Source organism: Azospirillum sp. B510 (genome assembly GCF_000010725.1).
Classification (GTDB): Bacteria; Pseudomonadota; Alphaproteobacteria; order Azospirillales; family Azospirillaceae; genus Azospirillum; species Azospirillum lipoferum_B.
This window is the reverse complement of record NC_013854.1, coordinates 1108081-1131699: the sequence shown is the minus strand read 5'-3', so window position 1 is coordinate 1131699 and position 23619 is coordinate 1108081. Positions and strand designations below refer to the sequence as shown.

The following is a 23619-nucleotide window of genomic DNA, read 5'->3' as shown; positions in this document are numbered from 1 at the left end:
CCCGGCCCCCCTGTCCTTTGGTAGGATATCCTAAGGGGAAGTCACGCGCCGGGACGGCCCGGCCCCCGTATCGCGGGCGGCGGACCGGCCCGTTGGATCGCCGTCAGCCGGCGATCCGATGGTCCAGCCGCTCGTCGGCCAGCCCGGCCGGCTCCTGATGGACCATGACCTCGGAATTGGCGAAGGCCTCGCGCAACCGCAGCTCCACCCGGTCGGCGATCTCGTGGGCGGCATCGAGGGTCAGGCCGCCGTCCAGCTCCAGATGCAGCTCGATGAAGCAGCCGGTGCCGGCATTGCGGGTGCGCAGATCGTGCAGGCCGCGCACCCCCGGCTCCGCCAGCGCCAGTGCCGCGATCCGCCCGCGCTCCTCCCCGCCCAGTTCGCGGTCCATCAGCACGTCCAGGGCGTCGCTCCCCACGCCGCGGGCGCCGTTCAGCAGGAACAGGGCGATCCCGATGCCGAACAGCGGATCGACGGCGGTCAACCCCGTCGCCTCGGTCAGCAGGATGGCGACGATGACCGCGCCGTTCATCAGCAGGTCGCCGGAATAATGCAGCCGGTCCGCCCCGATGGCGACGGACCCGGTCGCCATCTGGACACGGCGCTGGAAGGTGATCAGGCCGGCGGTCAGCAGGATCGACAACACCATCACGGCGATGCCCATCGTGCCCTCGGCGATCGGCTCCGGCCGGATCAGCCGACGCACCGCCTCGACGGTCAGCAGCACCGCCGATCCGGCGATGAAGGCGGCCTGGGCCAGTGCCGCCAGCGCCTCCGCCTTGCCATGGCCGAAGCGGTGGTTGGCGTCGGCCGGACGCAGGGCGTGGCGCACCCCCAGCAGCGTCACCACCGACGCCATCAGATCGGTGCAGGAATCGATCAGCGACGACAGGATGCTGACCGATTCGGTCAGCAGATAGGCCGCCAGCTTCGCCGCGATCAGGGTGGAGGCCACCGACACGCTGGCATAGGTGGCGTAGCGGCGCAGCCGATCCGCCGATGCCGTCATTTCCACCTTGTCGCTCACCCGTCCCCCCGATCCGCGAAGCCCCCCGCCGCCACCGCCGGGGCCGGCGCGCGACCGTAGCCTCCCGTCCTTACAGGTCGCTTACGGCCGGCGGCCTCACGGGGCGCTCCGTTACGGATAAAGCCGCTCGGTGATCCAACCCGGCGGATTGCCTTCCGTTCCCCCGGCCGCCGCTCCCCCGGCCGCTTCCTCGGCGGCGCGCAGGAACACCAGCCGGTCATGCAGGCGGAACGGGCGGTCGCGCCAGAACTCGATCCGCCGCGGCAGCACGCGGAAGCCGGTCCAGTGCGGCGGCCGCGGCACGGTGCCGATGGCGTATTTGGCGGCGAACTGCGCCACGCGCTTCTCCAGCTCCCACCGGCCCTCCAGCGGGCGCGATTGCAGCGACGCCCAGGCGCCGATCCGGCTTTCGCGCGGGCGGCTCTCGAAATAGGCGTCGGCCTCGGCGTCGGTGACGATCTCGACGGCACCCTCCACCCGCACCTGACGGCGCAGGCTCTTCCAGTGGAAGCACAGGGCGGCGTTCCGATTCGCCAGCAGCTGCGCGCCCTTGCGGCTCTCGGTGTTGGTGTAGAAGACGAAGCCGCGCGGGTCGATCCCCTTCAGCAGCACCATGCGCACCGACGGAATGCCGTTGGCGTCGGCGGTGGCCAGCGCCATGGCGTTGGGATCGTTGGGTTCGCTCTGCTCCGCCTCCCTCATCCAGTCGGCGAAGAGGTCGTAGGGGTCGCGGTCTTGGGAGTCCGTCATGCCTGTGGTCCTGTCTCGATGGGTCCCGCGCGGAACCGGCCGGGCGACGCCGTCGGCCGATGGCGCGGGCGGGCTTCCGTGCAAAAGCGTAAGGGTCACAGCCTCATCACAATTCACAGCAAGCATAGGGTCGCTTATATCACTGTCCACCGCGAAGCCACCGATTGGCTGGCGCGGGAACCAACCTTTTCGAGGCGCAAGGATGTTCGTGAAGAAAGTCGTTCCGGCCATGATCGCCGTGGGCCTGCTGGCCGGGTGCCAGACGGGCGGTGAGAAGGAAACGGTCGGCACGGTCGGCGGCGCGGTGGCCGGCGGACTGATCGGCTCACAGATCGGCGGCGGAACGGGCAAGCTGGTGGCGACCGGCGTCGGCACGCTGCTGGGCGCCTTCATCGGCAAGGAGATCGGCAGCTCGCTCGACAAGGCCGACGCCGGCTATGCCGAGACGGCGGCCCGCCAGGCCTATGCCGCCCCGGTCGGCGAGCGCATCAACTGGAACAACCCGCAGTCGGGCAATTCCGGCACCATCGTGACCACCCGCGACGGCTACAGCAACAGCGGCACCTACTGCCGCGAGTACCAGCAGACCATCGTCGTCAGGGGCCGGACCGAGCAGGCGTACGGAACCGCTTGCAAACAGGCCGATGGTACGTGGAAGATCGTCGGGAACTGATAGAGCCGACCCGCAACCTTTGAGCCCCCCTGGGGCGGGAACTTTCTGCCCGTGGCCACGCGCGATCCCTACAGCGTTCTCGGCGTCAGCCGGTCCGCCAGTGCCGATGACATCAAGAAGGCATACCGCAAGCTCGCCAAACAGCATCACCCGGATCTGAAACCGGGCGACGCCGCCAACGAGGAACGGTTCAAGGAAATCTCGGCCGCCTACACGCTGCTGTCGGATGCCGAGAAGCGCGCCCGCTACGACCGCGGCGAGATCGACCCGGCGGGGCAGGAACGGCACGCGGGCTTCGGCCCGCGTGGCCGGACCAGCCGGGGCAACGCCTACAGCGGCACCGCCGACGACAGCTTCTTCGGCGGCGGCGACGACTGGTTCTCCGACCTGTTCGGCGGCGGCCGGCGCCGCCCCGGCGGCACGGGCGCCGGTGCCGGCACGGGCGGCTCGACCGGGCCGAAGGTGCGCGGCAGCGACATCTCCTATTCCGTCACCGTGCCGTTCGTCGAGGCGGCGAACGGATCGAAGCGCCGCATCAACCTGTCGAACGGCAAGAGCATCGACGTCGCCATCCCTCCGGGGACGGAGGACGAGGCGAAGCTCCGGCTCAAGGGGCAGGGCTTGCCCGGCATGGGCGGCATGCCCAACGGCGACGCCATCGTCGAGGTGCATGTCGAATCGCACCCCTTCTTCACCCGGCAGGACGGCGACATCCATCTGGAGTTGCCGATCACCCTGAACGAGGCGGTGCTGGGCGCCACCATCACCGTGCCGACCATCAGCGGCAAGGTGGCGGTGAAGGTGCCGCCCGGCGCCAACACCGGCTCGGTCCTGCGGCTGCGCGGCAAGGGCGTGGTGAACCAGGCGACCAAGCAGCCGGGCGACCAATATGTGAAGCTGAAGGTCGTCCTGCCCGATCCGCCCGACGCCGAGCTGGTCAAGTTCGTCGAACAATGGGCGAAGACCCGCAGCTACGACGTCCGCAAGAAGGCCGGGCTGGAATAGTCGGGCCGCCACCTCGTCCCCCGACCGTCACCCCTTGACCGCCCGCAGCGGCACCGGCCCGGCATTCCCCTGCCCCGCCCCCTGCCCTGCCGGCTGTCCCTCCGGCGGCGGCTCGTCGGTCAGCAGGGTCTTGAGCGGAACGTTCAGAAGGTCGCCTTGCCGCTCCTCGGCGGCGTCGAGCAGACGGGCGGTGCGCTCCTGCCAGGGCGGGGCCAGACCGCCCAGCCCATGGACGGAGCCGCGCATGCCGATGCCCAGCGCCTTCATCAGGTCCAGCAGCGTCGCCTCGCCCAGGTCGCGGGTCGACACCCAGGCGTCCCGCGTGGTGTGGGCGACCCAATGGGCATCGCGCAGCTGCTCCAGGATGCCGTCGATCAGCAGCGTGCCCACCGGCACCCGACCGACCAGGGTGCGGCGGCGCATGCCGACGCCCAACCGGCTCGCCTCCATCAGTTCGCGCAGCACGGCCATCGCCAGCGCCAGCCGTTGGGCCGGCAGCAGCCCCTCCATGCCGCCGCGGGTGACCTTGCCCGCCCGCCATTCCGGCAGCGACGCGGTGACCACCGCGCCGAACAGCACCGTCGACCAGGCGATATAGAGCCAGAACAGGAAGATCGGCACCACCGACAGGGCGCCGTAGATGGTCTGGTAGGCCGGATATTCGCGCATGTACCAACCGAAGATCGCCTTCGATCCCTCCAGCAGGATCGAGCCGATGGCGCCGCCGCACAGCGCGTCCAGCCAGAACACCTCGCGATTCGGGATCACCAGATACAGCAGCGAACAGCCCAGCAACTGCAACCCGAACGGCAGCAGCATGCCGATGCCGGCCAGCGGATGGACCACCCCTTCCAGATGCGCCAGCTCCAGCGCGGTCCACAGCGTGCTGGACAGGGACAGGCTGGCGCCGGCGAACAGCGGCGTCAGCGACACCACCGCCCAGAAGGACAGGATGCGGGTGACGTAGGAGCGCGGTTCCCGCACGCGCCAGACGGTGGCGAAGGAGCCTTCGATGGTCCAGATCAGCAGCACCGCCGACACCGCCAGCCCGATCACCCCGAAGATCGGCATCTGCCCGGCATTGGCCATGAAGCGGCCGAGATATTCCAGGATGGCGTCGCCGATCTCCGGCACCAGATTCTTGATGACGGCGGTCTGGATGCGCATCTGCAACGCGCTGAAGGCCGGAAAGGCCGAGAAGACGGCGAAGCCGATCGTCATGATCGGCACGATCGCCAGCAGCGACGTGTAGGTCAGCGACGCCGCGGTCTGGAAGCAATTGTCATTGTAGAAGCGCAGCATCGAATGGCCGAAGAAGCCGCCGAGCTCCCGGAACGCCGCCAGGATGCCGCCGCGCTCCTCCTCCATGCCGCCGCCCGCCTTGCCCTCAGGGGGAGCCATGCGGCACCTCCCGCGGCGGGATCGCCCGCGTCGGTTTGACCATCGGGCGCTTTCGTGTAGGATGCGCGGCACTTTTCGCGGCGTTGGCCGCGCTACATCCGTCGTTCACGAGGTTCCGATGTCCAATCCGATGCCGCTCATGGCCGGCAAGCGTGGCCTGATCATGGGCGTGGCCAACGATCGCTCGATCGCCTGGGGGATCGCCTCCACCCTGGCCCAGCACGGGGCGGAGCTCGCCTTCACCTATCAGGGCGACGCCCTGCTGAAGCGGGTGAAGCCGCTGGCCGAGCAGGTCGGCGCCAAGCTCGTCCTGCCCTGCGACGTCACCGACGAGGCCAGCATCGACGCGACCTTCGCCGCCATCGAGAAGGAGTGGGGCGGGCTGGACTTCGTGGTTCATGCCATCGCCTTTTCCGACAAGAACGAGCTGGACGGGCTGTATCTCGACACCACGCGGGCCAACTTCCTGCGCACCATGGACATCTCCTGCTACTCCTTCACCGCGGTGGCGCAACGCGCCGTGCCGCTGATGAAGGACGGCGGCAGCCTGCTCACCCTATCCTACTACGGCGCCGAGCGCGTCATGCCCCATTACAATGTGATGGGTGTCGCCAAGGCGGCGCTGGAGGCCAGCGTGCGCTACCTGGCCGTCGATCTGGGGGGCCGCAACATCCGTGTCAACGCCATCTCCGCCGGCCCGATCAAAACTCTGGCCGCCAGTGGCATCGGCGACTTCCGCTATATCCTGAAGTGGAACGAGCTGAACGCCCCGCTGAAGCGCAACGTCACCATCCAGGAGGTCGGCGGCGCCGGCCTGTTCCTGATGTCCGATCTCGGCAGCGGCGTCACCGGCGAGGTGATGCATGTCGACAGCGGCTATCACACCGTCGGCATGGTGGCGGTCGACGAGGCGGCCGAGGTCGCCGGCCTGCTGGGCTCGCTGGGCGGCACGCCGAAGGCGGGTTGAGGCCAACACGGGTGACGACCGGCCCGGTTGTGCGGCCTCAAGACACCGGCAACCGCATGATGAAGGGAGGGATCGGCATGCCGATCCCTCTTTGCGTTTGCGGAATCGGCGTTTATGATTTGAGCAATATTCGCGGATTTGGGTAATATTCATGCGCGCTCGCAAGAAAATGGACTCGGTTTCGCCGATCCTTGAGCAGATCCTTTACGGCGGGTCCAGCGTGTCGATGAATCTCATCGCCATCACGCGCGAGATCCCCGAAGAGCAGCGCATGTTCAAGGCGCAGGGCCTGAACAACTGCATCCTCTTCAAATACCCGAACTTCGACGATCGTGACGACGATGGCGGCGGCGACCCCATGTCGGAAGACGAGGAGCTGGAGGGCGGCGCGCGCCCGGTGGAGACCGGCATCTATGTGCCGCACAACGCCCGTGCGCCGGAAGCGGGCGGCATCGCCATCTATCTGCGCGGCCGCAATGCCGAATCGCTGCTGGAAGAGCAGTTCGGCATCACGCACGGGCCGCAGGAGAACGGCATCATCGGCGACATGAAGATGCTGTCGATGATCGACGACGTGCCGTCGCTCGACGCCTTCCTGCTGAAGACCTGCTTCGAGGCGGAAAAGGTCGCCGTCGATCCGCGCCATTGGCTGATCTCCAACGAGGAGGACCATCAGCTCCGCCGCCTGATCCGCGCCCGCATCGAGCCGATCGTCCGCAAGGCGCTGTCCGGCGGCCAGGGCAACGCCGGCAGCGTCGAGCGCTTCCTGGAAGCGATCTGGAATCCCAACCTGGAGGAAGCCGGGCTGTTCGTGTCCGCCTTCGGCATCGAACGGTCGGAAGCCGACACCATCTTCAGCGCGTGGAAGGGCACGACCTTCTACGAATACCAGCTGCGCCGCATCGCTCCGCGCGCCCGCACCATCCTGACCTGGCTGAAGTCGCGCGAGTGCATCCCGGTCGACATCCGCATGCACAAGCCCTATGAGACCCAGCTGCTGATGCACATCGAGAAGGTGGGCAAGCTGCTGGAGACGACGCTGCTCGACATCCGCACCATCCTGTCGGATTACGAGACCTCCTTCAGCAGCTTCATGAACGGCCAGCCGGAGCCCTTCCGCGACTATCTGCGCAGCATCCGCTCGCGCTACTGGCTGCTCGGCTACTGCGTCTCGGCGCTGACCAGCGTCGCCCATCTCGACGCCCGCTGCATGAAGAACACGCCGTCGCGCAAGCTGTACTTCGAAGGCATGCAGAAGCTGCTGCGCCAGTTCGACGTGGCCCTCGACCGCCGCCGCGAGCAGAAGGGCGCGCTCTGAGGCATTTCTTCGCCGCCTGAAGCCCATTCGGGTCCTCAGGCGGCGAAGCCCCCTTCAGGCATTCGCCCGAACGATCCTGCTCAGCGCCCGGCCGCGCAGCATGCTCTCATGGACGAAGCCCAGGATGTCGATGATCCCATCGTCGCCTAGCCGAAAGACGACTGAGATGGCGCGGAGCCTGGATCCGGTCCGCCGGATCGGCGATATGGGTCCGGCTGTGCCACGAGTGGTAAAGCCCGACGCGCTGCCCGGCCGTCTGTACCCATTCGATGCCGGAGCGACGCGGATCGTCGACGATGTCCCGCATCGCCTGGACAAGGAGCGCCGCGTAACGGATCCGCCCGACCTCGTGAAAGTTCCGCTCGCTCCAGTCCAAGATATCGTCCAGCTCGGCCTCCGCCGGACCGGAAAGGCGGAAGGCGTTCACCGTCACCCCCGTCTGGCGGCGCGCGCGGCGGCACGGTGATTGAGGTCGGCCAGCAGGTCACGACGCCCCTCCTCGTCCTGCACAAGCCGGAAGTCCCCCCGCTCGATCGCAGCAATGCCGCGCTGGGCAATGGCGCCGATGGCGGCAAGGCTCGCCTGCTCCGCCTCCAGATCGTCCTGATAGCGGCGCAACGCCTCGCGAACGACCTCGCTGGCGTTCTGATGCCGCCCATGCTCGACCTGCTGGTCGATGAAGTCGCTCAAGCGGTCCGTCAGGCTGAAGTTCCGACCAGACATGCCATCTCTCCCTTTCCTGGTGTCAAAGTCTGATACCGAACCGACGAACCGTCAATCTCCCGCGACCAACCCTCATCCGACGAAAAAAGGCGGCGCCTCGCGGTGCCGCCTTCTTCATTTCGGAACGCCGAACCGTCAGGTGCCCTGCGGTTCCGGACCCATGCCCCCGCTCTCCTGCCCGGTGCTGGGCGGAACCGAGGAGCGGCGGCCGCTGCCGGGGGTCGGACGCGGCGGAACCGCCATCGTCTCGCGCTCCTCGTCCCGCGGGATCGCCTCGCCGCGCAGCAGACGGTTGATCTCGTCGCCGCTCAGCGTCTCATACTCCAGCAGGCCCTTGGCCAGGGTGTGCAGCTGGTCGATGTTCTCGGTCAGGATGGTCCGGGCGCGGTCGTAGGCTTCGTCGACGATGCGGCGGATCTCCTCGTCGACCAGCTGGGCGGTGCGGTCGGACATGTTCTTGTGCTGGGTCACCGAATGGCCCAGGAACACCTCCTGCGTCGGCTCGCCGTACAGAAGCGGGCCGAGCTTGTCGCTCATGCCCCACTCCGTGACCATGCGGCGCGACATCTCGGTCGCCATCTTGATGTCGCCCGAGGCGCCGGTGGTCACCCGCTCCTTGCCGAAGATCAGCTCCTCGGCGATGCGGCCGCCCATGGCGACGGTCAGGTCGGCCAGCAGCTTGGCCTGCGACAGGCTGATGCGGTCGCCTTCCGGCAGACGCATCACCATGCCCAGCGCACGGCCGCGCGGGATGATGGTGGCCTTGTGGACCGGGTCACTGTCGGCGCAATGGATGGCGCAGATGGCGTGGCCGGCCTCGTGATAGGCGGTCAGCTTCTTCTCATCCTCGGTCATCACCATGGAGCGGCGTTCCGCACCCATCATGACCTTGTCCTTGGCCGCCTCGAACTCGGCCATGCCGACGACGCGCTTGCCGATGCGGGCGGCCAGCAGGGCGGCCTCGTTCACCAGATTGGCCAGATCGGCGCCGGAGAAGCCGGGGGTGCCGCGGGCGATGACCTTGGCGTCGACGTCCGGCGACAGCGGGACCTTGCGCATATGGACCTTGAGGATCTTCTCGCGGCCCAGCACGTCGGGGTTCGGCACCACGACCTGACGGTCGAAGCGGCCCGGACGCAGCAGCGCCGGGTCGAGAACGTCCGGACGGTTGGTCGCGGCGATCAGGATCACGCCCTCATTCGCCTCGAAGCCGTCCATCTCGACCAGAAGCTGGTTGAGGGTCTGCTCGCGCTCGTCGTTGCCGCCGCCCAGGCCGGCGCCGCGATGGCGGCCGACCGCGTCGATCTCGTCGATGAAGATGATGCAGGGGGCGTTCTTCTTGCCCTGCTCGAACATGTCGCGGACGCGGCTGGCGCCGACGCCGACGAACATCTCGACGAAGTCCGAACCGGAGATGGTGAAGAAGGGCACATTGGCCTCGCCGGCCACCGCGCGGGCGGTCAGCGTCTTGCCGGTGCCCGGCGGGCCGACCAGCAGACAGCCCTTCGGGATCTTGCCGCCCAGCCGCTGGAACTTCTGCGGGTCCTTCAGGAACTCGACGATCTCCGTCAGCTCCTGCTTGGCCTCGTCGATGCCGGCGACGTCGTCGAAGGTCACGCGCCCGACCTTCTCGGTCAGCAGGCGGGCCCGCGACTTGCCGAAGCCCATCGCCTTGCCGCCGCCGGACTGCATCTGGCGCATGAAGAAGATCCAGACGCCGATCAGCAGCAACATCGGGAACCAGGACAGCAGCACCGAGAACAGCGACGGCACGTTGCTGTCGTCGGGGACCGCGTTGATCCGGACATTCTTGTTGGTCAGGCGCTCCACCAGCCCCGCTTCGGGCGGGACATAGGTGCTGAAGGAGCGGCCGTCGGAGAAATGGCCCGAAACCTGGTTGCCCTTGATGGTCACATCGGCGACCTGGCCCCGGTCCACTTCGGCGAGAAGCTCGCTGAACGGAACGGTCGTTTGCGGGCTGCGGGTGGAGGAACTCTGGAACAGGTTGAACAGGGCCACCAGCAGCAGCCCTATGATGATCCAGAGAGCGAGGTTCTTGCCGAAATTGTTCACGTCACACGCCTTTCTGCGAACCCATCGCCATGCGGTGCGCCGACAAGGCCGCACCCCGGACTCCTACGGGCACGTTCCCTGATTAAATAATGCCGTCACGGTCCGAAACAACCGTAAAAGCTGGTCTTCCCAACGAGGAAGGCGGACTGAATCTCGCGCGGTCGATCGGGTGCCGTCCATCCGCGTCGAATCCATGACCGCCGCCCACCATCGGCAGGTCGAGCAATTCCGTTCCCGACCAAAGGCTTGGCAGCGATTCGCGCACCGGAACCGGCAGATCGGGCGGTCGTCCGGCCGCCGGCCGGGCAACCCATTCCCGCCAGCCCGCCGCCCCCAGGGCCGCGACCGTGACGGGCCGGTTCCAGCGCGGCGACAGCCAAAGGTCGAATCGGCCATCCCACAGGACGCGGCCCCCAGGCGGCACCGTCAGCCGCTCCGTCACCGCCGCCGGCTCACGCGCGATCATGATGGCGCCGCGACGATGACGCACGACGCAGCCGCCCAGCGTCCCGCCCCGCCCTGCCGCCAGAGTGCCGAGCAGCCGCTCCAGCGCCTCGTCCCGCACCGGATGGGCGGCGGCTCCGCCAACCACCGCCAGCGTCCGCCCCAGCGCCCTGAGCGCGATCTCCGCCGGAGCGGCGGACAGGGGCCCGCGCGCCAGCGTGATCCAGCCTTCGGCATGGATGGTCGCCGCGTCGGCCAGCAGCGCGGCGGTGGCCTGCTCCAGCGCGGCGCGGGCACGGCCGGCGCGACGGGCGACCTCGCTCAAGCGGTCGGCGTCCAGCCCCTCCCCGCCCAGCAGATCGCTGGCGGCGCGCAGCCGGGCGCGGGCGAAGCGCGGATTGGCGTTGGACGGATCCTCGATCCACCCCACCCCCTCGGCGCGGCAGGTCGCCAGCAGCCGGTCATGGGGAAAACCAAGCAGCGGCCGGATGATCCGAACCGGGCCATCGGCGCGCACCGGCGCCATGCCGGCCAGCCCGTCGACACCAGAGCCGCGGGCCAGCCGCAGCAGCACCGTCTCCGCCTGATCGTCGCGGTGATGGGCCAGCGCCAGATGCAGGATGCCGGCCTCGGCGCAGGCGGTGGCGAGCAGCCGGTGCCGCGCCGCCCTGGCCGCCGCCTGCAAGCCGGTGGACGGCTTCTCCCCCTCCCAGCGCAGGACATGATGGGGGACGTCGAGCCGGGCCATCGTCCGCCCGACCGCCGACGCCTCGGCGGCGGAGTCCGGGCGCAGCCCGTGATCGACGGTCAGCGCCAGCAGGCTGCCGCCATGCTCCGCGACCCAATGCCGCAGCAGCAGGGCCAGCGCCACGCTGTCGCCGCCGCCGGAAACCCCGACCGCGATGGCCGGCGCCGGTTCGAACCCGCCCAGCGCCGCCAGGGCGCGGGCGAACTCCTGATGCGAGACCGGGCCGGAGTCGCCCATCAGGCCGGGCAATTGATGCGCTTGCGCTCCGTATCGGCGCGGCGCTTCACGCTGGCCGAGGCTTCGGGGAATTTGCTCATCAGCTGGTTGAAGGCGGTGCAGGCGTCCGACTTCCTGTTCATCTGTTGCAGGGTCATGCCGAGCTTCAGCAGGCTGTCCGCCGCCTTCGGGTTGGTGCGGTATTTCGACAGCACCTCGCCAAAGGCCTGGGCCGCCTCCGGGAACTTGTTGCGGACGTAATAGCTCTCGCCCAGCCAATATTGGGCGTTGCCGGCATAGGCGTGGGACTTGTTCTTGGCGATGAAATCCTGCAACGCCTTCTCCGCCCGGTCATAGTCGGAGTTGCGCAGCAGCTCGAACGCCTGTTCATACTGCTTTTCCGGCGACAGGCCGGCGGTGGAGGGCGGGTTGGCCGCGGCGCTCTGCGCCGGCTTGTCGGCCGCCTTCTTGTCGTCGGCGGCGGCGGCCTTCGACGGCTTGGACGGCGCCGAGTCGGACATCGCCCCACCCATGGCGCCACCCATCGCCCCGCCGGTGGCCCCGCCGCCCTTCTCCAGCTCCTTCAGGCGGAAATCGATGTCGGCGTTGGCCTTCTCCAGCCGCTCGCGCAGCTGGCTCACCTGATAGGTCGATTCCTCGTATTTGCCGGTCAGATCCTGGATGCTGCGTTCGAGATTCTGCAACCGGATCTCGAAATCGGCGGCGACGGACGGCGACAGCTGCGCCACCTCCACCGGCCCGCCCAGCGCCGCGACCTGGGTTTCCAGCGATTGCAGCCGCTCGATCTGCCCCTTCGTCTGGGCCAGGGCGGGGCTTGCCGCGAACATGCCACCCAGCAGCAGGGCGGCGACGGGACGGAATGTGGTCATGCGCGTGGGATCCTGAGGAGATCTGATGCCGGGGCGAGCACCCACGGCGACCATGGCGAACGAAAAAGGCGACGCGATGGCCGCTGTTTAGCAGAACTTGCGCGCCGGCGCAAAGAACCCGGCGCCGATGGAAAAGGCCGGACGCCGCGGCAGGCCGCCCGAAAAGAAAAAGGCGCCGCCCCGGTTGCCCGGAAGCGGCGCCCTTTCCCTGTTCCCCGTCAGGCGGGGACCGGCGTCATCAGTTGACGACGGTCACGCCACGGCGGTTCTGCGACCAGGCGGCCTCGTTCGAGCCAACCACGGCCGGACGCTCCTTGCCGTAGGACACGACGTTGACGCGGCTGGCCGGGATGCCCTTGGCGGCCAGGTAGTTCTTCACCGAGTTGGCGCGGCGCTCACCCAGGGCCAGGTTGTACTCGCGGGTGCCGCGCTCGTCGGCATGGCCCTCGACGGTGACGGTGACCGAGCCGTAGGTCTGCAGCCACTTGGCCTGACGGTCGAGGGTGGCGCGAGCCTCCGGCGACAGGTCGAAGCGGTCGAGGCCGAAGAAGACGCGGTCGCCGACGTTGACGACGAAATCTTCCGCCGAGCCCGGACGGATCGACTGCTGGGCACCGGTGGCGGCGCTGTTGGCGGCGTCGTTCGGCGTGGATTCGCAAGCGGCGAGCAGGGCGACCGCGGCGAGGGCGAGGAACTTCATGCGCATGTTCAGGGACCCCTTGAACGAAACTTGATTGGTAATTGAACGAAACTTGCCGGATGGCCGAGTCCTGGTCTGCGCGGGGGCCGCTTCTTTCCGCCAAGCCCCGACGAAAAGACGACATCGACCTTTGTCTTGGGCATTGCTCCCGCGCCGCCGCAAAATAGGGCTACTCCACTAGGGAATCAAGGGCGACCATGCCGGGTCCGACGCGTCGACCGGGGTGCTCACGCGACGCTCATTGGCGCCGGTGATGTCGATGCTGTACAGCTTCGCGTTGCGGCCACGGCCGTCACCCGACGGCAAGTCCTTGAAGAACATGAGAACACGGCCGTTGGGCGCCCAGGTCGGACCCTCGACGTGGAAGGCTTCGGTCAGGATTCGCTCGCCCGTCCCATCCGGACGGATTACGCCCACTGCAAAGCTGCTACCACGCTGGCGCGTGAATGCGATCAGATCGCCGCGCGGCGACCACACCGGCGTGCCGTAGCGGCCCTCGCCGAAGGTCAGCCTTTTCACGCCCGAGCCGTCGGCGCCCATGATGTACAGCTGCTGCGTGCCGCCGCGGTCCGACTCGAAGACGATGCGCTGGCCATCCGGCGAATAGCTGGGGGCGGTGTCGATGCCCGGCGCGTCGGTCAGCTGGGTCTGGCGACGGGTGCGCAGATCCAGCGTGTAGATGTCGGTGTTGCCGTTCTGGGCCATCGACATGATGACCTTGTTGCCGTCCGGCGAGAAGCGCGGGGCGAAGGTCATGCCGGGGAAGTCGCCCAGCACCTCCTGACGACCGGTGTCGATGTTGAACAGATACACGCGCGGCTTCTTGTTGAAGTACGACATGTAGGTGATTTCCTGCGACGTCGGCGAGAAGCGCGGCGTCAGGACCAGGGTCTGGCCGTCGGTCAGGAACTGATGGTTGGCGCTGTCCTGGTCCATGATGGCCAGCTGCTTCTTGCGCGCGTTCGCCGGGCCGGATTCGGCGACATAGACGATGCGCGTGTCGAAATAGCCGTCCTCGCCGGTCAGGCGCTTGTAGATGGCGTCGGCGACGATGTGGGCGATGCGGCGCCATTCCTGCGGCGAGGCGCTGTAGCTCAGCCCCTGCATGTACTGGCCGGCGGCAACGTCCCACAGGCGGAAATCGACCTTCATGCGGCCGTCGCCGCCCGTCGTGGTGTTGCCGGCGACCAGGGCCTGGGCGCCCAGCGCCTTCCAGTCCTGATAGCGCGGCTCGCCGCTGCGCAGCTGGTCCGGCGTCTGTAGGAAGCCGCGCGGATCGAGCGGCTTGAACAGGCCCGACCGCTCCAGATCGTCGGAGATGACCTTGGAGATGTCGGCGCCCATCTGGGCGTCGCGCCCGCCCGATCCGGCGAAGCTGGTGATCGCGATGGGCAGCGGCTCGGACACGCCCCGCGTGATGTCGATGCGCAACTCGGCGCGCGCCTCCTGCGGAGCGGCAACGCCGAGGGAGAGGAGAAGCGCGCCGGTCGCCCCGGCCAGCTTCAGCAGAAGCCTCGTCTTCGTCGTCATGGTCAGAACATGTCCCTCGGGTCGAAATTGAACACGATGAAGCGCCAGTCTTCATAAGTCTGCGACGTGAACTCGCTGGCAAGCAAATCCAGCGGGCTGGACCGCTTGACCGCGCGCACCGCCGCGTCGGCCGACGCCCGGAAGGCGGCGTCCGACATGTAGCGCGACCGGTATTTCTCGTCGATCCAGGCGCGGATCACGCTGTGGTCGCGGCCGACCTCGACGTGAATCTCGATCTGCATCGACGCGGCGTCCTTGCGGCCGCTGTCGAAATTCCAGTTCTTGCTCAACTGGCCGCGGATGGCGTCCAGCGCGCGGCCCGACGGCTTGAATGGCTTGTCGGGGCCGTTCGTCGCCTTCGCCGCGCCCGCCGGGGCCGCCGACGCGGTCTTCTGGCTGGGCTTGGCGTCGCTGTTGTTGCTGGCCTGGGCCTTGCCGTCCGCCTTCGGATTGTCCGACGGCTTGATCTTCCCGACATTCGACAGCAGGTCGGACAGCGGGTCGGTCTTGGCCGAAGGCTTCTCCGGCTGCTTGGCCGGGGCCTCCGCCTTCTTCGGCTCGGCCTTGGCGACCTCCTTGGGCTGCTCCTTGGCAGGCTCCGGCTTCTTCGGCTCCGCCTTGGGCGGTTCCGGTTTCGGCGGTTCCGGCTTGGGAGGCTCCGGCTTCTTGGGTTCCGGCTTGGGGGGCTCGGGCTTCGGCGGCTCGGGCTTGGGAGGTTCCGGCTTCGGCGGCTCCGGCGGCTTCGGAGTCGGCGACGGCGCCGGATCCGGCGGCGGCGGCGGGGGTGGCGGAGGCGGAGGCGTCGGCGCCGGCTTGGGCGGCGGCGTCGGCTCGCGCGGCGGCGGCGGCACTTGGGCGACCTTGGGCGGCTCCGGCGTCCTGGTCGGCGGCGGCGGCGGAGGCGGCGGCTCGTCCTCGGCATCCGGCGGCTCGGGCGCCGGCGGGGCTGGCTTGGCCTCCGGCATCGGCGGACGCGGGGCGGCGTTGGACGTCGGCTTGGGCTCGCCCTTCTCGACGCGGGCGGCCTGGGTGATCTCGCCGACATCGACGATCTCGATCGGGATCGACGAGGCGATTTCCAGCTTGCGATCGCTGGGCGGCAGGCCGAGCACCATCAGCGCGACCAGCGCGACGTGCAGCACCGCCGAGGCGATCAGGGGCTTGCGCATGGGAGTTCCGTCCGCCTCACCGCGCCGGTTTGGGCGCGCCGACCCGCGCGCCGGACGCGGTCGGACCGTTCGGCATCTCGGCGACCAGACCGACCTTCTTGAAGCCGGCGGCGCTCATGGTGCCCATCACCTCCAGCATCTTGCCATAGGCGATCTTGGCGTCGCCGCGGACCAGGATGCGGGCCTCCGGGTTGTTGTTGGTCACCGCGATCAGCAGCGGCACCATGTTGGCCAGCTCGACCGGCGTCTCCTGGACGAAGACGCGGCCGTCGGTCTGCACGGTGACGAACAGCGGGTCCTTCTGCTGCTCCAGCGGGGCGGCGTTGGTCTTGGGCAGGTCGACCGGCACGCCGACGGTCAGCATCGGGGCGGCAACCATGAAGACGATCAGCAGGACCAGCATGACGTCGATGAAGGGCGTCATGTTGATCTCGGCCATCGCGCGATAGCCCCGGCGCTTGCCGCGCCCGTGGGACTTGCCTGCGAGTTGTCCGGCCATGGTCAGGCGGCCCCCCGCTCCTCAAGGTGGCGCGACAGGATCGCCGAGAACTCGCCCGAGAAGGTGTCCAGCCGGTCGGCGTAACGGCCGAGGTCGGTGGAGAACTTGTTGTAGGACAGCACCGCCGGGATGGCGGCCAGCAGGCCCATGGCGGTGGCGAACAGCGCCTCGGCGATGCCCGGCGCCACCACGGCGAGGCTGGTGTTGCCCGAGCCGGCGATCGAGGTGAAGGAGTTCATGATGCCCCACACCGTGCCGAACAGGCCGATGAAGGGGGCCGTCGAGCCGACCGAGGCCAGGAAGGTCATGTAGCGTTCGGCCCGCGCCATCTCGCGGCCGATGGTCACCGCCATCACCCGCTCGACCCGCTGTTGCAGCGAGCTTTTCATCGTGCCGCCGATGCCGCGGTCGGCGGCGTGACGCCACTCGCGCATGCCGGCGGCGAAGGTCGCGGCCATCGGGTCGCTGGGCGACTGGCCGATGCGGTCATACAGCGCGTCGAGCGAGCCGCCGGACCAGAAGGCCTCCTCGAAGGCGTCGGCCTGGGCGTTCAGGCGGCGCAGGCGCATCAGCTTCTCGATGATGATCGCCCAGCACCAGATCGAGGCGATGACCAGCATCATCATCACGATCTTGACGATCGCGTCGGCCTGCCAGAACAGGCCGAGGATCGTGATCTCATGTGCCGTCGTGGCGGCGGCGTTGCCGGCCAGTTGGGCGGTTTGCAGGGCGTCCATCGCAGTCAGTCTCGCGTTTGCGCTGTTGGCACGGGGTGTGGAAGGAAAGGGTCGGGTGGATCAGGCGGGCGGATCAGGAAGGCTTCGCGGCGGTTTGCTTCGCATGCAGCGTCTCCATCGCCGCTTTCACCGGTTCGGGAAGGCGCACGGCCCGCCCGGCCCGGTTGATCGTCACCAGTTGCAGGTCGGCCCGCGCCAGCGCGCGGCCGTCGCGGCGGATGACTTGTGCGACTGCGAAGGAGGCTCCGCGGATATCGACGATTCGGGTTTCCACTTCAAGCGTGTCCTCCAGCTTGGCAGGGGCGTCGAAATCGATGGTCAGCCGCCGTACCGCAAATGACACACCCGTGACATCACCCGAGCCCTGCGCCATCTCCCGCTGGCGGAAGCCCAGCAGGAACAGCATCTCCGTCCGCGCCCGCTCGGCGAATCGCAGGTAATTGGCGTGATAGACGATGCCGCCGGCGTCGGTGTCCTCGTAATAGACCCGCAAGCGGTAGCGGTGCGTGCCGTCCTCGGCGAAGCAACCGGACAGGGAGGGTGCGGCGTCACTCATCGTCGCCCTCCCCCTCCGCCGCGTCCGGAACCCGGTCCAGCAGGTCGAGCTGGCGGAGCGGTGCGTTCGGCGGATTGAGCCCGAGATAGCGGAAGCCCTGATCGGTCAGCATGCGCCCGCGCGGCGTGCGCTGGAGGAAGCCCTGCTGGATCAGGTAGGGCTCCACCACCTCCTCCAGCACGTCGCGCTGTTCGCCCAACGCGGCGCCCAGCGTCTCCACCCCGACCGGCCCGCCGCCATAATTGTTGGCGACCAGCCCGAGATAGCGGCGGTCCATGCTGTCCAGCCCGAGCCGGTCGACCTCCAGCCGGGTCAATGCCGCGTCGGCGACGCGCTTGTCGACCTCCTCCACCCCGGCGACCGCGGCGAAATCACGCACCCGGCGCAGCAGCCGGCCCGACACGCGCGGCGTCCCGCGCGCCCGGTTGGCGATCTCGCGGGCACCCTCCGGGGTGATGCCCATGCCGAGCACGCCGGCGGCGCGGCGCACGATCAGCTCCAGCTCGTCCGGCTCGTAGAATTGCAGCCGCACGGGAATGCCGAAGCGTTCGCGCAAGGGGCGCGTGATCAGGCCGCTGCGCGTCGTGGCGCCGACGAGGGTGAAGGGCGGCAGGTCGATCCGGATGGACCGCGCCGACGGGCCTTCGCCGATGATGAGGTCGAGCTGGAAATCCTCCATGGCGGGATAAAGCACCTCTTCCACGGCGGGATTAAGGCGATGAATCTCGTCGATGAAGAGAACGTCTTGCGGCTGCAAATTCGTCAGCAGCGCCGCCAGATCGCCGGCCCGCGCGATCACCGGGCCGGAGGTGGCGCGGAACCCCACCCCCAGCTCGCGGGCGACGATCTGCGCCAGCGTCGTCTTGCCCAGCCCCGGCGGCCCGAACAGCAGCACATGGTCGAGCGCCTCGTTGCGGGAGCGGGCGGCCTGGATGAAGATCGACAGGTTCTCCCGCGCCTGGCGCTGGCCGATGAACTCGGCGAGCGACAGCGGGCGGATCGACGCCTCGGCGGAATCGCCATGGCCCTGGCCCGGCTGGACCAGCCTGTCCCCCTGGCGATTGGAATGGGGATCGCTCATTGGCTCAGTTCCTTGAGGCCCTGGCGGATCAGATCGGACACGCCGGCGTCATCGCCCAGCACGCGCCCGGCGGCGACGACCGCGCCGAAGGCCTCCGACCGGCCATAGCCGAGATTGACCAGCGCCGACACCGCGTCGGCCAGCGCCGGGCTGGCGCCGGGAACGGCGGCGGGGGCGCCCTTGCCGGCCGGCGCGCCCGCAGCCGCCGCGGGGCCGAGCGCCAGATTGCCGACCTTGTCCTTCAATTCGTTGAGGATGCGCGCCGCCACCTTCGGCCCGACGCCGTCGGCGCGGACCAGCGCGGTCTTGTCCTGGGCGGCGATGGCGCGGGTCAGCTGGTCGGGATCGAGCACGCCGAGGATCGACAGCGCCAGCCGGGCGCCGACGCCCTGGATGGTGGTCAGCAGCTTGAACCAGTCGCGCTCGGCCTGATCGCCGAAGCCGTGCAGGACGATGCGCTCCTCGCGGATGAAGGTCTCGACCACCAGCGACAGCCGCTCCCCCACCACCATGCGCGACAGGGTGCGGTTGGAGCAGGACAGCAGATAGCCGACGCCGTTGACGTCGAGCACGACCCAGTCGGTGCCGGTGGAATCGACGATGCCGGTCAGCTTGGCGATCATGGGAACTCCCGGCCCGAGGGCTGGCTGCGAAGAATGGGGGTTTCATCGAGACGCGCGCGGATCGTCTCCAGCACGCCGTCCAGATTGTCGATCACGTCGGTGTTCCAGAAGCGCAGGACGCGGAAGCCGGCCTGCTCCAGCATGCGCGTCCGCCGCGCGTCATGGACGGCGCGCTCTTCGGCATGCTGGCCGCCGTCCAGTTCGATGACCAGACGGTGATCATGGGCGACGAAGTCGGCGATGAAGCCCAGGATAGGCTCCTGCCGCCGAAATTTCGCGCCGAGCTGGGCATTGCGCAGCTTCTGCCAGACGATCTTTTCCACATTCGTCGCGTCCATCCGCAGATCGCGCGCCCGGCCGGTGACATATTCGGTGGGCTTGGCCTTCGCGACGCGCGCCAAATCCCCCACTCGCCCCAGGGAACCGTCCCCCTCTCCCCCCTGGGGAGAGGGTCGGGGTGAGGGGGAAGCCCCGCGTGGAGTCTTGGGAGAGGAACGCCGCGCATCCCCCTCACCCTGCCCTCTCCCCGGGGGGGAGAGGGGATTCTCCACTTGTCTTTGCGCATCCTCCCGCCGCCACATCGTCCAACTCGCCCGATGATGCGCGTGGCAGATCGCCACGGCGAGCGCGTCGGCGGCGTCCGGCGTGCCGATCCCGCAGCCGGGCAGCAGCAGGCGCACCATCGTCTGGACCTGCGCCTTCTCGGCGCGACCCTGCCCGACAACCGCCTTCTTCACCATGTTGTTGGCGTATTCCGCCACCGCCAGTCCGGCCTGGGCCGGCACCAGCAACGCCACGGCGCGGGCCTGGCCCAGCTTCAGCGTCGAGACCGCGTTGCTGTTGACGAAGGTCTCCTCGACCGCCGCCTCGTCGGGGTGGTAGCGCTCGACCACCGCCGACAGGGCGTCATGGAGCTGGAGCAGCCGCTCGGCCAGCGGGCAGCGGTCGTCGGAATGCACGGCGCCGTCGGCGACGTGGCTCAGGCGGTTGCCCGCCACGTCGATGATGCCCCAGCCGGTGTGGCGCAGGCCGGGGTCGATCCCCAGCAGCCGCACCGGCGACGGCGCATCGATCATCCCTGTCCGTCCTGCCCGCGCAAACACGGCTTCCGCTCTCCGCTTGCAAGACCCGCGCGTCGTTACGCGGTCAGCTTCTGCATCAGCTCGTCGGAGATGTCGAAGTTGCCCTCGACCACCTGGACGTCGTCATTGTCCTCCAGCACGTCCAACAGCTTCAGCAGGCTGGCGGCGGCATCCTCGGAGGGGGCGACGGTGTTCAGCGGACGCCAGGTCAGCCGCGCGCTCTCGGCACCGCCGAACTTGGCCTCCAGCGCGTCGCGCACGGCGCCGAAATTCTCGACCGTGCTCGTCACCTCATGGCCGTTCTCGTCGGATTCGACATTGTCGGCACCGGCTTCCAGCGCCACCTCGAACATCGCGTCGGCATCCGCCGCGGCGGCCGGGTAGAAGATGGCGCCGACGCGGTTGAACATGAAGCTGACCGAATTGGTCTCGCCCAGGCTGCCGCCATATTTGGTGAAGCTGGAGCGCACTTCGGCGGCGGTGCGGTTGCGGTTGTCGGTCAGCGCCTCGACGATCAGGGCGACGCCGCCGGGGCCATAGCCCTCGTACCGCACCTCCTCGTAGTTCGCGTCGTCGCCGCCGCCGGGCGTGCCCTGCTTGATGGCGCGGTCGATGCGGTCGCGCGGCATGTTCTGCGCGCGTCCGGCCAGGATGGCGGCGCGCAGGCGCGGGTTGGCCGCCGGGTCCGGCAGGCCGCTCTTGGCGGCCACGGTGATCTCGCGGGCGAGCTTGTTGAAGATCTTCGACCGCTTGGCGTCCTGCGCGCCCTTGCGGTGCATGATGTTCTTGAACTGGGAATGACCGGCCATGGGTCGAACGAGCCTCGAAACGGAAAATGGTCAATCGGGCGGGGTTAAGCGCACGACACATGTAACAGGTCTGGCGCCCCACCGCACCTTTTCGGCGCGGGAGACGACACCCATGGGATTAGAAAGTCAATATGGCGAGAGTGCGGCGCGGCCGGGGTCGGACTGTGGACGCCCTACTGCATCCGTTCCGGCAAAGTCTGGCTCAGCCGCCCGCCGATGCGCAACGGTTCGATGCGGACGGCCAGCCCGGTGCGGTCGTCGGTCTCGACATAGCAGCCGCAGACGGTGCCCTCGCCCTCCGCCGGGGACAGCCGTTCGGTCGGCAGCTTGCGCACCATCTTGGCCAGCGCCACCTCCTTCTTCATGCCGATGGCGCTGTCATAGTCGCCGCACATGCCGGCGTCCGACTGGTAGGCGGTGCCCTTCGGCAGGACCATATGGTCGGCGGTCGGCACATGGCTGTGGGTGCCCACCACCAGCGAGGCGCGGCCGTCGCAGAAGTGGCCCATGATCATCTTCTCGCTGGTCGCCTCGCCATGCATGTCGATCAGCACGGCGTCGACCCCGCCGGCCCCCAGCCGGTGCGCCTTCAAGACACGGTCCACCGCGGCGAAGGGATCGTCCATCGGCTCCATGAACAGGCGCAGCAGGACATTGACCACCAGCACCTTGCGCCCGCCGCGCGCCTGCAACAGGACGAAGCCGCGGCCGGGCGTGCCCTCCGGGTAATTCACCGGGCGGACGATGCGCGGCTGCTGTTCGATGGTGGCGACCAGCTCCTTCTGGTCCCATGTGTGGTTGCCCAGCGTCACCACGTCGATGCCGGCCTCGAAGAACTCCTCGGCGATCTTGACGGTCACGCCATAGCCGCCGGCGGCGTTCTCGCCATTCACCACGGTCAGGTCGGGGTCGAGCTTTTCGCGCAGCATCGGCATGTGCGCCAGCACCGCATCGCGCCCGGCGCGGCCAACCACGTCGCCGAAGAACAGAATCCGCATCGCCCCAACCTTCCCGAAAAACTCATTCACCGATACGGAGCGTCTCGCGCTCCGTCACGATCCAATCCAGCCGCTCGTCATGGCGGTCCACCGGCACCGCCGCCATCTCCTGCGCGGCGAAGGCCACGCCGACCGCGACCACCGCCCCATCCGCCCGCAAGCCCTCCAGCGTCCGGTCGTAATAGCCGGCGCCATAGCCCAGCCGGTGGCCGGACCGGTCGAAGGCCAGCAGCGGCACCAGCAGGACCGACGGGCGCAACACCGCGCGCCCCTCCGCCGGTTCCCGGATGCCGTAGCGGCCCACCGCCATCGGCGCGTCCGGATCCCAGTCGCGGAATACCAGCGCGGTGCCGCGCGGCCCCGAAACCGGAAGCCCGACCGGCTGACCAAGATGCCTAAGATGGAGTAAAGCCGGCCGCGCGTCGAGTTCGGAGCCGAGCGGCCAATATCCGCCGGCGACGCCGCGCGGCAGATGGCCGTCGCGCGCCAACCCAGCGATGCGGTCACGCAGGGCGGCGGCGGCGGCGGGACGCTCTGTGTCGGCGATGGCGTCGCGCCGGGCGCGCGCCTCGCGGCGGGCGGCGTCCTTGGCTTCCGGATCGGTCATCGCGGACTGCACGGCAAGGGAAAAGGAAGGTGGAAGGCGCCGCCTCGGCCGGTGGCCATGTGCCTATCCTCCATGGCCTGCATGAGCAGGTGGGCGCCGTGTACCCGGCCCGATGGGCCGGACAGGGACAGCTCCCTAGAGATCAAGGTTATCGGCCCTGGGGATTAATGCGGCCTGTCGAACCAGGCAGCGGACCTTCCGGAACCCAATCTAGGCGCGCTCGAGCCGCGCGGCAACCTCTTCGATGCGTTTTGTGACACGATCGAGTTCGCCGGCCACCGCAGCCTCGTCCACCGTCGGGGCGATGCCCTTGCCGGACATCACGTCCTGCAACTCGTCGGCCAGCACCAGGCAGGTCATCAGCATCATCTGCGCCTCCGACCCGCTGCGGCCGCCGCCGGTCAGCCGGCGCAGCCGGTCGTCGACATAGGCCGCCAGCTCGCGCAGCCGCCCCTCCTGCCCATCCTCGCACAGCATGCGATAGAGGCGGCCGTTCACTTCGATATCGACCTGGGCCATGGCGTCAGCTCTCCAGCACATGTTGCAGCCGGGTGATGGCGACCTCCAGCCGCTCGGATACCGCCTCCGCGGTGGCCTGGGCGGTCGCGCGGTCGGCCCGCGCGGTTTCCAGCGCCTGCGCCAGATCCTGCTCGCGCCGGCCGACCCGCTCCTCGCGGGCGGTCGCGGCATGTTCCAGCCGGTCCACGGCACGGCCGAGACGGTCGAGAGCGGCTTTCAGAGGGTCCATGGACGTCAACCTCGGCCTGTGGGCACGTCGTGATCGAAGGGAAAGGCGCCGGTGCGGCGATCCGCCAAGCCGGAACGCTGCCGTTGGGAGCGTTTAGAGTTGGGCCGGCGAACCGACCGCGTCAACCATGACGACCACCTCCCCATCCGAAAGCCATATGGGAAATCGGGGCGTGACGGAAAGCCGCATCGGCGGCGGGGCCCGCCGCGGGACCGGACAGGATCTTCCCCCATCGGACCGGGGTC

The 23619-nt window shown here is 68.6% G+C and carries 26 protein-coding genes, 1 other RNA gene and 1 pseudogene; 4 read left to right on the top strand and 24 right to left on the bottom strand.

What is annotated here, in order from left to right; genetic code table 11:
* Positions 1–103: 103 nt before the first annotated feature.
* Both AZL_RS05270 and pdxH read right to left on the bottom strand, forming a co-directional pair.
* Complete coding sequence (locus tag AZL_RS05270) at positions 104–1009, bottom strand: cation diffusion facilitator family transporter (RefSeq protein WP_371304230.1); 906 nt, start codon at positions 1007–1009, stop codon at positions 104–106.
* A 129-nt stretch (positions 1010–1138) separates the two neighbouring features.
* Entirely contained in the window at positions 1139–1777 is a 639-nt protein-coding gene (gene pdxH / locus AZL_RS05265; RefSeq protein ID WP_012973619.1) for a pyridoxamine 5'-phosphate oxidase, read from the bottom strand.
* Between the two features lie 202 nt (positions 1778–1979).
* On the opposite strand from pdxH, the gene AZL_RS05260 reads away from it, so the two are divergent.
* Both AZL_RS05260 and AZL_RS05255 read left to right on the top strand, forming a co-directional pair.
* Complete coding sequence (locus AZL_RS05260; protein ID WP_012973618.1) at positions 1980–2450, top strand: RT0821/Lpp0805 family surface protein; 471 nt, start codon at positions 1980–1982, stop codon at positions 2448–2450.
* Between the two features lie 51 nt (positions 2451–2501).
* Positions 2502–3455 carry a DnaJ C-terminal domain-containing protein gene (locus AZL_RS05255; protein WP_012973617.1) on the top strand — a complete coding sequence of 318 codons (954 nt, stop codon included), beginning with the start codon at positions 2502–2504 and terminating at the stop codon, positions 3453–3455.
* Positions 3456–3482: 27 nt separating this feature from the next.
* Here AZL_RS05255 and AZL_RS05250 read toward each other — a convergent pair whose 3' ends face one another.
* Entirely contained in the window at positions 3483–4856 is a 1374-nt protein-coding gene (locus AZL_RS05250; RefSeq protein ID WP_247894286.1) for a YihY family inner membrane protein, read from the bottom strand.
* 118 nt (positions 4857–4974) lie between these two features.
* Here AZL_RS05250 and fabI point away from each other — a divergent pair, with 118 nt between their 5' ends.
* Together fabI and AZL_RS05240 are read left to right on the top strand one after the other, a co-directional pair.
* On the top strand, positions 4975–5823 hold the full coding sequence (gene fabI, locus AZL_RS05245; RefSeq protein WP_042442586.1) for an enoyl-ACP reductase FabI: 849 nt from the start codon (positions 4975–4977) through the stop codon (positions 5821–5823).
* A gap of 151 nt (positions 5824–5974) precedes the next feature.
* Positions 5975–7141 carry a hypothetical protein gene (locus AZL_RS05240; RefSeq protein WP_012973614.1) on the top strand — a complete coding sequence of 389 codons (1167 nt, stop codon included), beginning with the start codon at positions 5975–5977 and terminating at the stop codon, positions 7139–7141.
* A 106-nt stretch (positions 7142–7247) separates the two neighbouring features.
* Here AZL_RS05240 and AZL_RS35280 read toward each other — a convergent pair whose 3' ends face one another.
* The 21 genes and pseudogenes from AZL_RS35280 to AZL_RS05150 form a co-directional block, all read right to left on the bottom strand.
* Complete coding sequence (locus tag AZL_RS35280; protein WP_148219208.1) at positions 7248–7568, bottom strand: type II toxin-antitoxin system RelE/ParE family toxin; 321 nt, start codon at positions 7566–7568, stop codon at positions 7248–7250.
* Positions 7569–7570: 2 nt separating this feature from the next.
* A complete protein-coding gene (locus AZL_RS05235; RefSeq protein ID WP_012973613.1) occupies positions 7571–7864 on the bottom strand; it encodes a type II toxin-antitoxin system ParD family antitoxin in 294 nt (97 codons plus the stop codon).
* Positions 7865–7999: 135 nt separating this feature from the next.
* Positions 8000–9937: an ATP-dependent zinc metalloprotease FtsH gene (gene ftsH / locus AZL_RS05230; RefSeq protein WP_012973612.1), complete on the bottom strand. Its 1938-nt coding sequence runs from the start codon at positions 9935–9937 to the stop codon at positions 8000–8002.
* Between the two features lie 82 nt (positions 9938–10019).
* A complete protein-coding gene (gene tilS / locus AZL_RS05225; protein ID WP_247894285.1) occupies positions 10020–11378 on the bottom strand; it encodes a tRNA lysidine(34) synthetase TilS in 1359 nt (452 codons plus the stop codon).
* On the bottom strand, positions 11366–12235 hold the full coding sequence (gene ybgF / locus AZL_RS05220) for a tol-pal system protein YbgF (RefSeq protein ID WP_052293632.1): 870 nt from the start codon (positions 12233–12235) through the stop codon (positions 11366–11368). Before ybgF ends, tilS begins: the two co-directional genes overlap by 13 nt.
* 238 nt (positions 12236–12473) lie before the next feature.
* A complete protein-coding gene (pal, locus tag AZL_RS05215) occupies positions 12474–12941 on the bottom strand; it encodes a peptidoglycan-associated lipoprotein Pal (RefSeq protein WP_012973609.1) in 468 nt (155 codons plus the stop codon).
* Between the two features lie 171 nt (positions 12942–13112).
* A complete protein-coding gene (gene tolB, locus AZL_RS05210) occupies positions 13113–14465 on the bottom strand; it encodes a Tol-Pal system beta propeller repeat protein TolB (protein ID WP_012973608.1) in 1353 nt (450 codons plus the stop codon).
* 2 nt (positions 14466–14467) lie between these two features.
* Entirely contained in the window at positions 14468–15634 is a 1167-nt protein-coding gene (locus tag AZL_RS05205) for a hypothetical protein (protein WP_012973607.1), read from the bottom strand.
* 16 nt (positions 15635–15650) lie between these two features.
* Positions 15651–16133 (bottom strand): ExbD/TolR family protein, encoded by a 483-nt coding sequence (locus AZL_RS05200; protein WP_012973606.1) that lies wholly within the window; start codon positions 16131–16133, stop codon positions 15651–15653.
* Positions 16134–16135: 2 nt separating this feature from the next.
* Positions 16136–16870 (bottom strand): protein TolQ, encoded by a 735-nt coding sequence (gene tolQ, locus AZL_RS05195; protein WP_012973605.1) that lies wholly within the window; start codon positions 16868–16870, stop codon positions 16136–16138.
* 73 nt (positions 16871–16943) lie between these two features.
* Positions 16944–17426: a YbgC/FadM family acyl-CoA thioesterase gene (locus AZL_RS05190; RefSeq protein ID WP_012973604.1), complete on the bottom strand. Its 483-nt coding sequence runs from the start codon at positions 17424–17426 to the stop codon at positions 16944–16946.
* Complete coding sequence (gene ruvB, locus AZL_RS05185) at positions 17419–18507, bottom strand: Holliday junction branch migration DNA helicase RuvB (RefSeq protein ID WP_012973603.1); 1089 nt, start codon at positions 18505–18507, stop codon at positions 17419–17421. Before ruvB ends, AZL_RS05190 begins: the two co-directional genes overlap by 8 nt.
* Positions 18504–19130, bottom strand: a complete 627-nt coding sequence (ruvA, locus tag AZL_RS05180; protein WP_012973602.1) for a Holliday junction branch migration protein RuvA — start codon at positions 19128–19130, stop codon at positions 18504–18506. Before ruvA ends, ruvB begins: the two co-directional genes overlap by 4 nt.
* Positions 19127–19468 (bottom strand): endonuclease domain-containing protein, encoded by a 342-nt coding sequence (locus AZL_RS36850; protein WP_247894323.1) that lies wholly within the window; start codon positions 19466–19468, stop codon positions 19127–19129. Before AZL_RS36850 ends, ruvA begins: the two co-directional genes overlap by 4 nt.
* Before the next feature lie 249 nt (positions 19469–19717).
* Positions 19718–20185 (bottom strand): annotated as a pseudogene (ruvC, locus tag AZL_RS36845) (crossover junction endodeoxyribonuclease RuvC); the annotation flags it as partial.
* Between the two features lie 83 nt (positions 20186–20268).
* The gene (locus AZL_RS05170) at positions 20269–21021 is read right to left on the bottom strand and encodes a YebC/PmpR family DNA-binding transcriptional regulator (protein WP_012973600.1); all 753 of its coding nucleotides are present in this window, start codon (positions 21019–21021) and stop codon (positions 20269–20271) included.
* 173 nt (positions 21022–21194) lie between these two features.
* Positions 21195–22019, bottom strand: a complete 825-nt coding sequence (locus AZL_RS05165; protein WP_012973599.1) for a TIGR00282 family metallophosphoesterase — start codon at positions 22017–22019, stop codon at positions 21195–21197.
* Positions 22020–22041: 22 nt separating this feature from the next.
* The gene (locus tag AZL_RS05160; RefSeq protein ID WP_042443543.1) at positions 22042–22626 is read right to left on the bottom strand and encodes a 5-formyltetrahydrofolate cyclo-ligase; all 585 of its coding nucleotides are present in this window, start codon (positions 22624–22626) and stop codon (positions 22042–22044) included.
* Between the two features lie 32 nt (positions 22627–22658).
* Positions 22659–22822: non-coding RNA, 6S RNA (ssrS, locus tag AZL_RS33825), on the bottom strand.
* A 14-nt stretch (positions 22823–22836) separates the two neighbouring features.
* Positions 22837–23145, bottom strand: a complete 309-nt coding sequence (locus AZL_RS05155; protein ID WP_012973597.1) for a cell division protein ZapA — start codon at positions 23143–23145, stop codon at positions 22837–22839.
* Between the two features lie 4 nt (positions 23146–23149).
* Positions 23150–23374 (bottom strand): hypothetical protein, encoded by a 225-nt coding sequence (locus AZL_RS05150; RefSeq protein WP_042442582.1) that lies wholly within the window; start codon positions 23372–23374, stop codon positions 23150–23152.
* Positions 23375–23619 lie beyond the last annotated feature (245 nt).

Bases quoted from the DNA above. Each gene is read 5' to 3' on its own strand.
- AZL_RS05270 (WP_371304230.1), bottom strand. From the start codon at position 1,009: ATGACGGCATCGGCGGATCGGCTGCGCCGCTACGCCACCTATGCCAGC.
- pdxH (WP_012973619.1), bottom strand. From the start codon at position 1,777: ATGACGGACTCCCAAGACCGCGACCCCTACGACCTCTTCGCCGACTGG.
- AZL_RS05260 (WP_012973618.1), top strand. From the start codon at position 1,980: ATGTTCGTGAAGAAAGTCGTTCCGGCCATGATCGCCGTGGGCCTGCTG.
- AZL_RS05250 (WP_247894286.1), bottom strand. From the start codon at position 4,856: ATGGCTCCCCCTGAGGGCAAGGCGGGCGGCGGCATGGAGGAGGAGCGC.
- fabI (WP_042442586.1), top strand. From the start codon at position 4,975: ATGTCCAATCCGATGCCGCTCATGGCCGGCAAGCGTGGCCTGATCATG.
- AZL_RS05240 (WP_012973614.1), top strand. From the start codon at position 5,975: ATGCGCGCTCGCAAGAAAATGGACTCGGTTTCGCCGATCCTTGAGCAG.
- AZL_RS05235 (WP_012973613.1), bottom strand. From the start codon at position 7,864: ATGTCTGGTCGGAACTTCAGCCTGACGGACCGCTTGAGCGACTTCATC.
- ybgF (WP_052293632.1), bottom strand. From the start codon at position 12,235: ATGACCACATTCCGTCCCGTCGCCGCCCTGCTGCTGGGTGGCATGTTC.
- pal (WP_012973609.1), bottom strand. From the start codon at position 12,941: ATGCGCATGAAGTTCCTCGCCCTCGCCGCGGTCGCCCTGCTCGCCGCT.
- tolB (WP_012973608.1), bottom strand. From the start codon at position 14,465: ATGACGACGAAGACGAGGCTTCTGCTGAAGCTGGCCGGGGCGACCGGC.
- AZL_RS05205 (WP_012973607.1), bottom strand. From the start codon at position 15,634: ATGCGCAAGCCCCTGATCGCCTCGGCGGTGCTGCACGTCGCGCTGGTC.
- AZL_RS05200 (WP_012973606.1), bottom strand. From the start codon at position 16,133: ATGGCCGGACAACTCGCAGGCAAGTCCCACGGGCGCGGCAAGCGCCGG.
- tolQ (WP_012973605.1), bottom strand. From the start codon at position 16,870: ATGGACGCCCTGCAAACCGCCCAACTGGCCGGCAACGCCGCCGCCACG.
- AZL_RS05190 (WP_012973604.1), bottom strand. From the start codon at position 17,426: ATGAGTGACGCCGCACCCTCCCTGTCCGGTTGCTTCGCCGAGGACGGC.
- ruvB (WP_012973603.1), bottom strand. From the start codon at position 18,507: ATGAGCGATCCCCATTCCAATCGCCAGGGGGACAGGCTGGTCCAGCCG.
- ruvA (WP_012973602.1), bottom strand. From the start codon at position 19,130: ATGATCGCCAAGCTGACCGGCATCGTCGATTCCACCGGCACCGACTGG.
- AZL_RS36850 (WP_247894323.1), bottom strand. From the start codon at position 19,468: ATGGACGCGACGAATGTGGAAAAGATCGTCTGGCAGAAGCTGCGCAAT.
- AZL_RS05170 (WP_012973600.1), bottom strand. From the start codon at position 21,021: ATGGCCGGTCATTCCCAGTTCAAGAACATCATGCACCGCAAGGGCGCG.
- AZL_RS05165 (WP_012973599.1), bottom strand. From the start codon at position 22,019: ATGCGGATTCTGTTCTTCGGCGACGTGGTTGGCCGCGCCGGGCGCGAT.
- AZL_RS05160 (WP_042443543.1), bottom strand. From the start codon at position 22,626: ATGACCGATCCGGAAGCCAAGGACGCCGCCCGCCGCGAGGCGCGCGCC.
- AZL_RS05155 (WP_012973597.1), bottom strand. From the start codon at position 23,145: ATGGCCCAGGTCGATATCGAAGTGAACGGCCGCCTCTATCGCATGCTG.
- AZL_RS05150 (WP_042442582.1), bottom strand. From the start codon at position 23,374: ATGGACCCTCTGAAAGCCGCTCTCGACCGTCTCGGCCGTGCCGTGGAC.